The 13,330-nt window shown below is 67.4% G+C and carries 11 protein-coding genes; 10 read left to right on the top strand and 1 reads right to left on the bottom strand.

Annotation, left to right across the window (positions count from 1 at the left end; all coding sequences use genetic code 11):
* Nucleotides 1–74: 74 nt before the first annotated feature.
* The 8 genes from typA (at nt 75) to ACFVDP_RS38295 (ending at nt 9,679) form a co-directional block, all read left to right on the top strand.
* A complete protein-coding gene (gene typA, locus ACFVDP_RS38330; RefSeq protein ID WP_383500508.1) occupies nt 75–1,982 on the top strand; it encodes a translational GTPase TypA in 1,908 nt (635 codons plus the stop codon).
* Between the two features lie 589 nt (nt 1,983–2,571).
* Nucleotides 2,572–4,197 (top strand): ABC transporter substrate-binding protein, encoded by a 1,626-nt coding sequence (locus ACFVDP_RS38325; RefSeq protein WP_383500505.1) that lies wholly within the window; start codon nt 2,572–2,574, stop codon nt 4,195–4,197.
* 159 nt (nt 4,198–4,356) lie between these two features.
* On the top strand, nt 4,357–5,289 hold the full coding sequence (locus ACFVDP_RS38320) for an ABC transporter permease (RefSeq protein ID WP_383500748.1): 933 nt from the start codon (nt 4,357–4,359) through the stop codon (nt 5,287–5,289).
* Nucleotides 5,282–6,235 (top strand): ABC transporter permease, encoded by a 954-nt coding sequence (locus ACFVDP_RS38315; RefSeq protein ID WP_383500502.1) that lies wholly within the window; start codon nt 5,282–5,284, stop codon nt 6,233–6,235. Before ACFVDP_RS38320 ends, ACFVDP_RS38315 begins: the two co-directional genes overlap by 8 nt.
* 11 nt (nt 6,236–6,246) lie before the next feature.
* Nucleotides 6,247–7,299, top strand: coding sequence for an ABC transporter ATP-binding protein (locus ACFVDP_RS38310; protein ID WP_383500499.1), 1,053 nt, complete (start codon nt 6,247–6,249; stop codon nt 7,297–7,299).
* Nucleotide 7,300: 1 nt separating this feature from the next.
* Nucleotides 7,301–8,449 (top strand): ABC transporter ATP-binding protein, encoded by a 1,149-nt coding sequence (locus tag ACFVDP_RS38305; protein ID WP_383500745.1) that lies wholly within the window; start codon nt 7,301–7,303, stop codon nt 8,447–8,449.
* Nucleotides 8,450–8,536: 87 nt separating this feature from the next.
* Nucleotides 8,537–8,929, top strand: a complete 393-nt coding sequence (locus ACFVDP_RS38300) for a VOC family protein (RefSeq protein WP_383500496.1) — start codon at nt 8,537–8,539, stop codon at nt 8,927–8,929.
* 9 nt (nt 8,930–8,938) lie between these two features.
* Nucleotides 8,939–9,679, top strand: a complete 741-nt coding sequence (locus ACFVDP_RS38295) for a transporter substrate-binding domain-containing protein (protein WP_383500492.1) — start codon at nt 8,939–8,941, stop codon at nt 9,677–9,679.
* Nucleotides 9,680–9,701: 22 nt separating this feature from the next.
* Here the strand turns inward: ACFVDP_RS38295 and ACFVDP_RS38290 are convergent, their stop codons facing one another.
* A complete protein-coding gene (locus tag ACFVDP_RS38290; protein WP_383500489.1) occupies nt 9,702–10,142 on the bottom strand; it encodes a GNAT family N-acetyltransferase in 441 nt (146 codons plus the stop codon).
* 217 nt (nt 10,143–10,359) lie between these two features.
* Between ACFVDP_RS38290 and ACFVDP_RS38285 the strand changes: the two genes are divergently transcribed.
* A complete protein-coding gene (locus ACFVDP_RS38285; protein ID WP_383500486.1) occupies nt 10,360–11,286 on the top strand; it encodes a S41 family peptidase in 927 nt (308 codons plus the stop codon).
* A 286-nt stretch (nt 11,287–11,572) separates the two neighbouring features.
* Entirely contained in the window at nt 11,573–13,207 is a 1,635-nt protein-coding gene (locus ACFVDP_RS38280) for an ABC transporter substrate-binding protein (protein WP_383500483.1), read from the top strand.
* Nucleotides 13,208–13,330: the final 123 nt, after the last annotated feature.

Here is a 13,330-nt window from a genome sequence, read left to right as displayed (position 1 = left end):
TGTCCAGCCCGGCAGGGCGCGCGTATCACTGATGTACGCGCAGCCGTCCACTCACTCCGGGAGTACGCCGCAATATGGCCACGCGCCACGACATCCGAAACGTCGCCATCGTCGCCCACGTCGACCACGGCAAGACGACCATCGTCGACGCCATGCTCAAGCAGGCCGGCTCGTTCGCAGCTCACGCCGCCGAGTCCCTCGACGATCGCATGATGGACTCGAATGACCTGGAGCGTGAGAAGGGCATCACGATCCTCGCCAAGAACACGGCGGTCAAGTACCACCCGAAGGATGGCGGCGACGTCATCACGATCAACATCATCGACACCCCGGGCCACGCCGACTTCGGTGGCGAGGTCGAGCGCGGTCTGTCGATGGTCGACGCGGTGGTCCTGCTCGTGGACGCCTCCGAGGGCCCGCTGCCGCAGACCCGCTTCGTGCTGCGCAAGGCGCTCCAGCAGCGCCTCCCCGTCATCCTGTGCATCAACAAGACGGACCGCCCCGACTCGCGGATCGACGAGGTCGTCAACGAGACGTACGACCTCTTCCTCGACCTGGACGCGGACGAGGAGCAGATCGAGTTCCCGATCGTCTACGCGTGTGGCCGTGACGGCATCGCGTCGCTGACCAAGCCGGCCGACGGCACGGTCCCCGCGGACTCCACCAACCTGGAGCCGTTCTTCTCCACGATCCTGGAGTCCGTCCCGGCCCCGACGTACGACGAGTCGGCCCCGCTCCAGGCGCACGTCACGAACCTGGACGCCGACAACTTCCTCGGCCGCATCGCGCTGCTCCGTGTCGAGCAGGGCGAGCTGCGCAAGGGCCAGACGGTCGCGTGGATCAAGCGTGACGGGTCGATCTCGAACGTCCGCATCACCGAGCTGCTGATGACCGAGGCGCTCACCCGCAAGCCCGCCGAGGTCGCCGGTCCCGGCGACATCTGCGCCGTCGCCGGTATCCCCGACATCATGATCGGCGAGACCCTGGCCGACCCGGAGAACCCGATCGCGCTGCCGCTGATCACGGTCGACCAGCCGGCCATCTCCATGACCATCGGTACGAACACCTCGCCGCTCGTCGGCCGCGGTGGCACCGGCAAGGGCGCGCAGGCGAAGTCCGCGGTCAAGGACCGCAAGGTCACCGCCCGCCAGGTCAAGGACCGTCTGGACCGCGAGCTGATCGGTAACGTGTCGCTGCGTGTCCTCGACACCGAGCGTCCCGACGCCTGGGAGGTCCAGGGCCGCGGTGAGCTCGCGCTCGCCATCCTGGTCGAGCAGATGCGCCGCGAGGGCTTCGAGCTGACCATCGGCAAGCCGCAGGTCGTCACCAAGGAGGTCGACGGCAAGACGCACGAGCCCGTCGAGCGCCTCACGGTCGACGTCCCCGAGGAGCACATGGGCGCCGTCACGCAGCTCATGGGCGTCCGCAAGGGCCGCATGGACAACATGTCGAACCACGGCTCCGGCTGGGTCCGCATGGAGTTCGTGGTCCCGTCCCGCGGCCTCATCGGCTTCCGTACGGAGTTCCTGACGAACACCCGAGGTACGGGTATCGCCCACTCCATCCACGAGGGCCACGAGCCCTGGTTCGGCACGCTGACGACCCGTAACAACGGCTCGCTCGTCGCGGACCGCGCCGGCGCCGTCACCGGGTTCGCGATGACGAACCTCCAGGAGCGCGGCGTGCTGTTCACCGACCCCGGCACCGAGGTGTACGAGGGCATGATCGTCGGCGAGAACTCGCGCGCCGACGACATGGACGTGAACATCACCAAGGAGAAGAAGCTCACCAACATGCGCTCCGCCTCCGCCGACTCCTTCGAGGCGATCGTCCCGCCGCGCAAGCTCTCCCTGGAGCAGTCCCTGGAGTTCTGCCGCGACGACGAGTGCGTCGAGGTGACCCCGGAGGCCGTCCGCATCCGCAAGGTCGTCCTGGACCAGAAGGAGCGCGGCCGCTCGGCCTCGCGCGCCAAGCACGGCTGAAACTGACGCTTCGGCGGCTCTGAGGGCCGGTCTCCCGCTTCGGGAGGCCGGCCCTCGGTCTTTGTCCGCGGGGAGCCGGGCAAGTACGGTCTACGGCGCGCCTGTTGGACGCGTCGGCGGGAAGCACTCCCGCGGCCGACGCCTTCCCGCTAATCTGCCGTCTGTCTACGCGCGGTGAGAGTGGCGCGTTCACGCGGGGTAGAGGCACCGTTCGCGATGCGTGACCGGCGAGTGCCAAGTCCGTTTCCGGCGCAAGCCATTAATAGCTGCGCTCTGTCCGCTATGCGGAGACCTTCGGTCGATAGATATGTAACAAGTCCGTTTCGCGGTGCTCTATCTAGGATCAGTTTGTCCGTATTTTAGGAGATGTACGTGACAGGTGTGATCGAACCGAGACCTCAAGACGGTGGTCGCGACCGTCCCGGTGGCTAATAGTTGAGCGCATAGAGCTCGGGTCAATGGGTCACGCGCTGTGGGGAGCGCCGACTCACGAGCACACTGGGGCACTTCATGCGCGTCGTCAGGGGTGGCGACGTCATGTCTTGCGTGCCCCTTCTGATGAACAAGTGGACTCATGAGGAGGAACCCCATGCGTGGTGCCAAGAGCGCCAAGTGGGTGGCGGGCGCGGCGATCATCGCTCTGGCCGCGACCGCGTGCGGTGGCAGCGACAACGACGGCGACAAGGGAAGCGCGGGCGCCGTCGACCCGAACGGCACGTTCTCCGTCGAGACGGGCGAGCCGCAGAACCCTCTGCAGCCCGCCAACACCATGGAGTCCAACGGCAGCATCGTTCTCAGCACGCTGTTCTCGCAGCTGGTGGACTACGACGCCAAGGGCAACATCACCATGGTGAACGCCCAGTCGGTGGACACCAAGGACAACAAGACCTTCACGGTCAAGCTGAAGCAGGGCTGGAAGTTCCACGACGGCACCCCGGTGACCGCCGAGTCCTACGTCAAGGCGTGGAACTGGGCCGCCAAGCCCGAGAACAAGCAGACCAACAGCTTCTGGTTCTCGGACATCAAGGGCTACGACGACGTCGCGCCGGCCAAGGGCAAGGCGAAGGCCGACTCGATGTCCGGCCTGAAGGTCGTCGACGACAACACCTTCACCATCGAGCTGTCGAAGGCGATGCCGTACTTCGTCTACAAGCTCGGCTACGAGGTCTTCTCGCCGCTCCCCGAGTCGTTCTACAAGGACCCGAAGGCGGCCGGTCAGAAGCCGGTCGGCAACGGCCCCTACAAGTTCGTCTCCTGGCAGCACAAGAAGGAGATCAAGGTCACCAAGTTCGACGGCTACACCGGCCCGAACAAGGCGAAGAACGGTGGTGTGACGTTCAAGAACTACACCAACCTGGAAACCGCCTACGACGACCTGAAGTCGGGCAACGTCGACGTCCTGCGTCAGCTCGCCCCGCGTGACCTCCCGGTCTACAAGCAGGACCTGGGCGACCGTGCCGTCGACCAGTCCTACTCGGCGATCCAGACCATAGCCGTGGCCTACTACACCAAGCAGTGGAAGGACATCGACCCCAAGGTCATCCAGGGCCTGTCGATGGCCATCGACCGCGACACCATCACCAAGACGGTCCTCCAGGGCACCCGTGAGCCGGCCACCGGCTGGGTCGCCAAGGGCGTGCTCGGCTACCAGCCGGACGCCGCGGGCGACGTCACCAAGTACGACCCGGCGAAGGCCAAGGCCCTCATCAAGGAGGGTGGCGGCGTCCCGGGCAACAAGATCTCCATCCAGTACAACGCGGACGGTGGTCACAAGGAGTGGGTGGACGCCGTCTGCGGCTCCATCAAGAAGGCTGTCGGCGTGACCTGCGTCGGCGACTCGAAGGCCGACTTCCAGGCGGACACCAACGCGCGTGACGCCCACGAGGTCAAGTCGCTGTACCGCTCCGGCTGGGTGCTCGACTACCCCTTCAACGCCAACTTCATCCGTGACCTGTTCGGCACCAAGTCCGACGGTAACCAGGGTGGGTTCAGCAACAAGAAGGTCGACGAGCTGATCTCCGACGCCGACAGCGCCGCGACGCTGGAGGAGTCCGAGAAGAAGTACCAGGAAGTCGAGAAGCAGCTGGTCAACTACATGCCGACCATCCCGCTCTGGTACTACAAGGTCAACGCGGGCTACTCGGAGCGGGTCTCCGGCGTCAAGTACGCGCAGGACGGCGACCCGATCCTGGACGGCGTCCAGGTCCACAAGTAGTAACCGCTGACAGCGCGCGCATCCGCTGCCCCCGGCACACCTGGGGGCAGCGGTGCGAAGCGGGCCGGACTGGCCGGGGGGCCTTTTTCACCGTACGCACCGTGAGTTCGGTGTGCGTACGGCGAAAAGGGCCCCTGCTGCGATTGACATGGAGGCATGATGGGGCGCTACGTCGCACGACGACTGCTCCAGATGATCCCGGTGTTCATCGGGACGACTCTGCTCATTTTTCTCATGGTGTACGCACTGCCCGGTGACCCGGTCCGTGGTCTCTTCGGCGACAAGGCGGGCAGCCCGCAGGTCATCGCGTCGCTGCGCCATGAATACGGGCTGGACCAGCCCGTGCTGGTCCAGTACTGGCACTACATGCGGGACATGATCCTGCACTTCGACTTCGGCACCCAGATCGCTTCCGGGCGCCCGGTGACCGACGTCCTCGGCGACGCGTTCCCGGTGACCCTCCGGCTCGCGGCGCTGGCCTTCGCCATCGAAGCGGTGCTCGGTATCGTCCTCGGTGTCATCGCGGGCATGCGGGCCGGACGGCTGGCCGACACGGTCGTGCTGTTCCTGACGCTGCTGCTGATCTCGGTGCCCGTGTTCGTGCTCGGGTTCATCGCCAAGACGGTCTTCGCGTTCCAGCTCGGCTGGATGGCGCCGAACGTCAACGACTCGACGAACTGGGGCCAGTTGCTGACCCCGGCCATCGTGCTGGCGGCGGCCTCGCTCGCGTACGTGGCGCGCCTGACCCGTACCTCGGTGGCGGAGAACCTCCGCTCCGACTACATGCGTACCGCGATCGCCAAGGGCCTGCCCAGGCAGCGCGTCATCGGCGTCCACCTGATGCGCAACTCGCTCATCCCCGTCGTCACCTTCCTCGGCACCGACCTCGGTGCCCTCATGGGCGGTGCCGTCGTGACGGAGGGCCTGTTCAACATCAAGGGTGTCGGTGGCACCATTTACGAAGCGCTGCAGCGCCGGGAAGGGACCACGCTGGTCGGACTGGTGACCATCCTGGTCCTCGTCTATCTCGTCACCAGCCTGATCGTCGACCTGCTCTACGCGGTCCTGGACCCGAGGATTCGCTATGTCTGATCTGACCAAGTCCGCGGCCGCACCGGCCGAGGCCGCCGCAGGCGGCCAGCTGCCCGAGCCCCAGGTGAAGGTGGAGAAGCGCGAGAAGTCGCGCAGCCTGTGGAGCGACGCGTGGCGCGACCTGCGCACCAACTGGATCTTCATGGTCTCGGCCGTGCTGATCCTGCTGCTCCTGGTGATATCCGCCTTCCCCGGACTGTTCACCTCGGTGGACCCGGACGCCCGTGACCTGGCCGGCCACTACCTGGCCAAGCCGCAGCTCGGCAAGGTGTTCTCCGAGGGCTGGCTCGGCTACGACGCCCAGGGCCAGAGCGTGTACGCCCGCATGATCTACGGCACCCGGGCCTCCGTCATGGTCGGCCTCGGCACCACGGTCGCGGTCACGGTCTTCGGCGGTCTCGTCGGCCTGCTCGCCGGTTACTTCGGCGGCTGGATGGACGCGCTCCTGTCGCGCCTCACCGACATGTTCATGGGAATCCCCTTCCTGCTCGGCGCGATGGTCATGCTGAACGCCTTCCAGGAGCGCACCATCCTCGTCGTCATCGGCGCCCTGGCCTTCCTCGGCTGGACGCAGACGGCGCGCGTCATGCGCGGTTCCGTGATCACGGTGAAGCAGGCGGACTACGTGCTGGCGGCCAGAGCACTGGGCGCGGGCACCAAGCGCATCCTCTTCAAGCACATCCTCCCGAACGCGATCGCCCCGGTGATCGTCGTCGCGACGATCTCGCTCGGTGTCTACATCGCCGCCGAGGCCACCCTGTCCTTCCTCGGACTCGGCCTCACCAGCGGCGTCTCGTGGGGTGCCGACATCTCGGCGGGCGGCAACTCGATCCGCGTGGCGCAGCACATCATCGTGTTCCCGTCGATCCTGCTCAGCATCGCCGTCCTGTCGTTCATCATGCTCGGCGAAGCGGTCCGCAACGCCCTCGACCCGAAGATGCGCTGAGGGAGGCGTACGTGACCATCATCGACAACCCCTCACTGGTCCCGACCCCGCGTGGCAGCGACGACGCTCCGCTGCTCGAAGTCCGCGACCTGCACGTCGAGTTCCACACCCGCGACGGCATCGTCCGTGCCGTCAACGGCGTCAACTACAGCGTGCAGTCCGGCGAGACGCTCGCCGTCCTCGGCGAGTCCGGCTCCGGCAAGTCCGTGACCGCGCAGGCGATCATGGGCATCCTGGACATGCCGCCCGGCAAGATCCCGCAGGGCGAGATCCTGTACCGCGGCCAGGACATGCTGAAGATGTCCGCCGACGAGCGACGCAAGGTGCGCGGCGCGAAGATCGCCATGATCTTCCAGGACGCGCTCTCGTCCCTCAACCCGGTGCTGACCGTCGGCTACCAGCTCGGCGAGATGTTCCGGGTCCACCAGGGCCTGAGCAAGAAGGACGCCAAGGCGAAGTCCATCGAGCTGATGGACCGGGTGCGCATCCCCGCTGCCAGGGAGCGGGTCAACGACTACCCGCACCAGTTCTCCGGCGGTATGCGCCAGCGCATCATGATCGCCATGGCGCTCGCCCTGGAGCCCGACCTGATCATCGCGGACGAGCCCACCACGGCGCTCGACGTGACGGTCCAGGCCCAGGTCATGGACCTGCTCGCGGAGTTGCAGCGCGAGTACAACATGGGCCTGATCCTCATCACGCACGACCTGGGCGTGGTCGCGGACGTCGCCGACAAGATCGCCGTGATGTACGCGGGCCGCATCGTCGAGCAGGCCCCGGTCCACGAGCTGTACAAGCGCCCCGCGCACCCGTACACCCGTGGCCTCCTGGACTCGATCCCGCGCCTGGACCAGAAGGGCCAGGAGCTCTACGCGATCCAGGGCCTGCCGCCCAACCTCCTGAAGGTGCCGTCGGGTTGCGCGTTCAACCCGCGCTGCCCCAAGGCACAGGACATCTGCCGCACCGACGTCCCGACGCTCGTCGAGGTGACGGAGCGGGACGGCGGCGCGCTGCCCGGTCGGCGCAGCGCCTGCCACTTCTGGAAGGAGACGCTCCATGGCTGACATGAGCAAGGACAACGCCGAGAACGCAGCCGTGGACGCCACCCCGAACGTCACGGACGTCGAGGTCGTCGACGCGGCCAGCGAGGACGCGGCGGTCGCGGCGCTCGACAAGACCGTCGAGCACGGCGAGCCGATTCTCCAGGTGCGCAACCTGAAGAAGCACTTCCCGCTGACGCAGGGCATCCTCTTCAAGAAGCAGATCGGCGCGGTCAAGGCCGTCGACGGCGTCTCCTTCGACCTGTACCAGGGCGAGACCCTGGGCATCGTGGGCGAGTCCGGCTGCGGCAAGTCCACGGTCGCCAAGCTCCTGATGACGCTGGAGACGGCGACGGCCGGCGAGGTCTTCTACAAGGGCCAGGACATCACCAAGCTGTCCGGCCGCGCCCTGAAGGCCGTCCGCCGCAACATCCAGATGGTGTTCCAGGACCCGTACACCTCGCTGAACCCGCGCATGACGGTCGGCGACATCATCGGGGAGACGTTCGAGATCCACCCGGAGGTGGCGCCGAAGGGCGACCGCCGCCGCAAGGTCCAGGACCTCCTGGACGTGGTGGGCCTCAACCCGGAGTACATCAACCGCTACCCGCACCAGTTCTCCGGCGGTCAGCGCCAGCGCATCGGCATCGCCCGCGGCCTGGCCCTCAACCCCGAGATCATCATCTGCGACGAGCCGGTCTCCGCCCTGGACGTCTCCGTCCAGGCCCAGGTCATCAACCTGATGGAGAAGCTGCAGGACGAGTTCAACCTCTCCTACATCTTCATCGCGCACGACCTGTCGATCGTCCGGCACATCTCGGACCGGGTCGGGGTCATGTACCTCGGCAAGATGGCCGAGATCGGCACGGACACGCAGATCTACGACCACCCGACGCACCCGTACACGCAGGCGCTGCTGTCCGCGGTGCCCGTGCCGGACCCGGACGCGCGTGAGGGCCGCGAGCGCATCATCCTCACGGGAGACGTGCCGTCGCCGGCCAACCCGCCGTCGGGCTGCCGCTTCCGCACCCGTTGCTGGAAGGCGCAGGACAAGTGCGCCGAGGAGGTCCCGCTCCTGGCGATCCCCGAGCGGTTCGCGGGCTCGGCCTCCCCGGTCGCCCACGAGTCGGCGTGTCACTTCGCGGAGGAGAAGGACGTGGTCCACGCGGCGTGAGCCGTGCTGTTCCGTGAGAGCCGGTCACCGGGGTCCGCCCCGGTGACCGGCTCTTCTCCGTACCGGACAGAAGAAGGAGCTCCACTCATGCCCGTCGGCACCCTCCAGTGCACGGTCCTCGACTGCCCCGACCCGCACCGCCTCGCGACCTTCTACCGGGCGCTGTTCGGCGGCGAGGTCGACCGTCCCGACGGCCGCTGGGCGTGCGGCGCCGACTGGGCGACGCTGCACATCGACGCGACCCGCGTCCTGTGCTTCCAGCGAGTGACCCCGTACACGCCCCCGTCCTGGCCGGACCCGGCGCGCCCGCCCCACTTCCACCTGGACGTCCAGGTGAGCGACCTGGACGAGGCGCAGACCGAGGTTGTGCGCGAGGGAGCGACCCTCCTCGACGCGGAGACCGGGGGCCGGACTTGGCGGGTGTTCGCAGATCCGGCGGGCCATCCGTTCTGCCTTGTGCGGCATCGCAGCCCTTCTTAGTCTCGCCGTATGACGATCACCGCCGTCGCCCGCGACCTCGCCCCCACCGGCACGCTCCGTGCCTCCGTCAACCTCGGCAACCCGGTCCTCGCGCAGGGCAGTCCCGACGCGCCCGCCGGGGTCACCGTCGACCTGGCCCGCGAGATCGCGGCGCGGCTCGGGGTTCCGGTGGAGTTCCAGTGCTTCGACGCCGCCCGCAAGTCCTACGAGGCGATGGCCACCGGCGCCGCGGACCTGTGCTTCCTCGCCGTCGATCCGGCGCGCGAGGCGGAGGTGGCCTTCACCGCGCCGTACGTGCACATCGAGGGCGTGTACGCGGTCCCGGCCGACTCCGCGCTGCGCACGGCCGCCGACGTGGACCGCGCCGGAGTGCGTGTCGGGGTCAAGCAGGGCTCCGCCTACGACCTGTTCCTGACGCGGACCCTGAGCGAGGCGACCGTGGTGCGGGGCAGCGACGGCGTGGACGCCTTCCACGCCGAGAAGCTGGAGGTCGCCGCGGGCATCCGCCAGCCGCTGACCGCCCACGTCACAGCCCGCCCCGAACTCCGCTTGCTGGAACCGGCGTTCATGACCATCCGGCAGGCCGTCGGCACGACCCGGGACCGCGCCGAGCCGACGGTCCGCTTCCTGCGCGAGACGGTGGCCGAACTGACGGCATCGGGCTTCGTGGCACAGGCGCTGAACCGCTCGGGCCAGAACCCGGACCTCACGGCGCCCACACCCGACAAGACGTCGGCAGACGTCGGCTGAGGGCCATTGCTGCCGGTCCCGGTCAGGAGAGCCGGAGATCGATCCAGGGGATCGTCTCCCCGGGCAGCAGATATTGCTCGGTCTCCACGAAGCCGTGCTTCAGGGCGAATCGAAGTCCGTCCTGGTTCGAGGACAGGATCACGGTCTCGATCACTTCGGCTCCCAGCTCGCGGGCATGGTCGAGCCCGTGGACGTAGAGCTCCTCGCCGAACCCTCGCCTGCGGTGAGGGGCGAGCACGCGGGCGATGACGGTAGCCGTCAGCGTCTCGTCCGTGGGCGGGCGGACCGTGCTGCAGCCCACGAGATCGTCACCCCGGTAGGCGACCTGGAGGTGGTTGCGCCGGGAGCGTTCCCGTACGTCGTCCAGGGACAGCGCGTGGGTGGGGATGACCACGTTGTGGACGTGCTGCCAGTCTCTGAGGGTGGCGTCGCTGTCCGGCTGCTGGATACGAAGATCAGGCATCGGAGCAGCAAACCCGAGGGCCTCGCGGACGTCAACCGCGAAGTGCCGCGCCCCTTCAGCGGATGATCACACAACGCTAGTGTTGCCTGCTGTGGCGGGACACCGGGGACGGCTGGGGCGGGGACGTTCCCGGAGTGCGCCGATGTGTGCGGTGCTGGCCGGGGTTGTCCTCGCGGCGACGGGATGCACGAGTGGCGCACAGGACTCGGCCGACGACATGACCCCCGCGGCACGGACGTACCTGTCGAAGGCGCTGAGCATCATGGAGAAGCGCTCCTTGCTCCGCCGTCAGGTCGACTGGTCCGACCTCCGCGGCAAAGCGTTCGCGCAGGCTCGCGGGGCGCGGAAGCCCGCGGACACCTACAGGGCGATCGAGTCGGCGCTGGGAGCTCTGGGGGACCGGCACAGCACCTTCTGGGACCCGGCTCGGGCCAAGGAGGCCATGGGCGCACCGGCGTCCTCCTTCGACGGGCTGGAGGGCCGCCCGCTGAAGAACGGCGTCGGATACGTCTCCCTGCCCGGGGTGAGCGGTTCGTCGAAGACGTACGACGCCTACATGCGGCAGGGCAGGGACGCCGTGTCGAAGGCGAACGGTGCGGGGGCCTGCGGCTGGGTGGTCGATCTGAGGCCGGAGAGCGGTGGCGGCATGTGGCCGGTGCTCGCCGTCGCGGCGCCGATCCTGGGTGACGGCACGGTGGGCATGTTCGTCGATGCGGACGGCAAAAGGTCCACATGGAAGATCAAGGACGGCGTTCCGTTCCTGGACGGCACAGCGCAGGGCGGCGCCGCCACCCGCCCCCTGGGCGACGGCAGACTGCCGGTGGCCGTGCTCACCGGCAAGCGGACGGCCAGTGCCGGTGAGGCGGTCGCGGTGGCCTTTCGCGGACGGCAGGACACGCGATTCTTCGGGGAACCGACGAACGGCCTTCCCACAGGGAACGACGCGCACCGTCTCTCCGACGGAGCCATGCTCATCCTCACCGAGGTCAAGGACGCGGATCGCACGGGCCGCATCTATGACGAGGCGATTCCGCCGGACGAAGAGGTCATCAAGGATCCCCGGCCGTCGGCACGCCAGGAGGACGCCGTCCTGGACGCGGCCCATAGCTGGCTGCTCAAGCAGGATGCGTGCCGCCAAGGGTGAACCGCTTGCGGCCGCCTGATGGGCGTGGGCCCCGATCGGCAGGGCAGTAGCCGAAGTTGCCGGTGGGCGCTGACGGGCCCGTGCGGCGCCCCCTTTTTTTAGGACCCTGTCGTGCGGTCCGACATGCGGATACCCGTGTCTCGCCATGTGTGCACCGCGAGGCGGGCATACGGGCGACGGGAGAGAGGGGGCGTCCACCGGCTGGCTGTACACGGAGTGCGTTATGTGCCGTATGACCTGATATTTGGGCGTACGTGTCACGTGACCGGTAAAGAGGAGGCACTCCATGCGTGGAGCCACGCACGCCAAGTGGGCGGCTGGTGCAGTCGCCGTAGCCCTCGCGGCGACGGCCTGTGGTGGGGGCGGCGGCGACAGCGGTGGCGGCGGTGACGGCTCCGGGATCGTGCGCTCCTCCTGGGGGGACCCGCAGAACCCGCTGGAGCCCGCCAACACCAACGAGGTGCAGGGCGGCAAGGTCCTGGACATGATCTTCCGGGGTCTGAAGCGGTACGACCCGAAGACCGGCGAGGCCAAGGACATGCTCGCCGAGAAGATCGACACGTCCGACTCGCAGAACTTCACGATCACCGTGAAGAAGGGCTGGACGTTCTCCAACGGCGAGAAGGTCACCGCCAAGTCCTTCGTCGACGCCTGGAACTACGGCGCGAGCCTGAAGAACAACCAGAAGAACGCCTACTTCTTCGGGCAGATCGACGGCTACGACAAGGTGCACCCGGACTCCGGCTCGCAGAGCGCGGACACCCTCTCCGGCCTCAAGGTCACCGGCGACTACACCTTCACGGCCAAGCTGAACCAGAAGTTCTCCACGTGGCCCGACACCCTCGGCTACGCGGCCTTCGCCCCGCTGCCCAAGATGTTCTTCGACAACCACGACGAGTACATCAAGCAGCCCATCGGCAACGGCCCGTACACCGTGAAGTCGTACCAAAAGGGCTCGCAGATGTCCCTGCGCAAGTGGGACAAGTACCCGGGCGACGACAAGGCCCAGAACTCGGGCGTGGACCTCAAGGTCTACACCGACAACAACACGGCCTACACCGACCTGACGGCCGGCAACCTCGACCTCGTCGACGACGTGCCCGCGGCCCAGCTCGCGAACGTGAAGAGCGACCTCGACGGCCGGTACATCAACACCCCCGCCGGCATCATCCAGACGCTCGCCTTCCCGTTCTACGACTCCGACTGGAACAAGGCGGACAGCGACAAGGTCCGCAAGGGCCTGTCGATGGCGATCAACCGCAAGCAGATCACCGACTCGATCTTCCAGAAGACCCGCACCCCCGCCACCGACTGGACCTCGCCGGTCCTCGGCGAGGAGGGCGGGTACAAGGCGGGGCTGTGCGGTGAGTTCTGCGACTACAACCCCACCGAGGCCAAGAAGCTGGTCAAGGAGGGTGGCGGCATCCCCGGCGGCCAGGTGCAGATCGGCTACAACGCCGACACCGGCAGCCACAAGGAGTGGGTCGACGCCGTCTGCAACTCGATCAACAACGCCCTCGGCAACGACAAGGCGTGCGTCGGCAGCCCCACCGGCACCTTCGCCGACTTCCGCAACAAGATCACCGACAAGAAGATGACGGGCCCGTTCCGCGCCGGCTGGCAGATGGACTACCCGCTCATCCAGAACTTCCTTCAGCCGCTGTACTACACCGACGCCTCGTCCAACGACGGCCACTGGTCCAACAAGGAGTTCGACTCCCTCGTGGACAAGGCCAACGCCGAGTCCGACCAGGCCCAGGCGGTGAAGATCTTCCAGCAGGCCCAGGAGGTCGTCCGGGACAACATGGCGGCCATCCCGCTCTGGTACCAGAACGGCAGCGCCGGCTACTCGGACAAGGTCTCCAACGTCGCGCTGAACCCGTTCAGCGTCCCGGTCTACAACGAGATCAAGGTCAACTGACGCCAGGGGAGCGGGGGGCCCCCACAACCAAGCGGCCCCCCCCCCCCCCCCCCCCCCCCAAAAAAAAACAAAAACCCCCCTAGGAGGTGTTTTTTTCCTCCTCCTCCTCCCCCGAACCCCCTC

It is taken from the genome of Streptomyces sp. NPDC057694 (assembly GCF_042799415.1).
Lineage (GTDB): Bacteria > Actinomycetota > Actinomycetes > Streptomycetales > Streptomycetaceae > Streptomyces.
Note: the sequence above shows the minus strand (reverse complement) of the source record. Positions and strands in the feature narration are given on the sequence as shown.

Coding starts and splice junctions, on each gene's coding strand:
- typA (WP_383500508.1), top strand. CDS start 75: ATGGCCACGCGCCACGACATCCGAAACGTCGCCATCGTCGCCCACGTC.
- ACFVDP_RS38325 (WP_383500505.1), top strand. CDS start 2,572: ATGCGTGGTGCCAAGAGCGCCAAGTGGGTGGCGGGCGCGGCGATCATC.
- ACFVDP_RS38320 (WP_383500748.1), top strand. CDS start 4,357: ATGGGGCGCTACGTCGCACGACGACTGCTCCAGATGATCCCGGTGTTC.
- ACFVDP_RS38315 (WP_383500502.1), top strand. CDS start 5,282: ATGTCTGATCTGACCAAGTCCGCGGCCGCACCGGCCGAGGCCGCCGCA.
- ACFVDP_RS38305 (WP_383500745.1), top strand. CDS start 7,301: ATGAGCAAGGACAACGCCGAGAACGCAGCCGTGGACGCCACCCCGAAC.
- ACFVDP_RS38300 (WP_383500496.1), top strand. CDS start 8,537: ATGCCCGTCGGCACCCTCCAGTGCACGGTCCTCGACTGCCCCGACCCG.
- ACFVDP_RS38295 (WP_383500492.1), top strand. CDS start 8,939: ATGACGATCACCGCCGTCGCCCGCGACCTCGCCCCCACCGGCACGCTC.
- ACFVDP_RS38290 (WP_383500489.1), bottom strand. CDS start 10,142: ATGCCTGATCTTCGTATCCAGCAGCCGGACAGCGACGCCACCCTCAGA.
- ACFVDP_RS38285 (WP_383500486.1), top strand. CDS start 10,360: ATGACCCCCGCGGCACGGACGTACCTGTCGAAGGCGCTGAGCATCATG.
- ACFVDP_RS38280 (WP_383500483.1), top strand. CDS start 11,573: ATGCGTGGAGCCACGCACGCCAAGTGGGCGGCTGGTGCAGTCGCCGTA.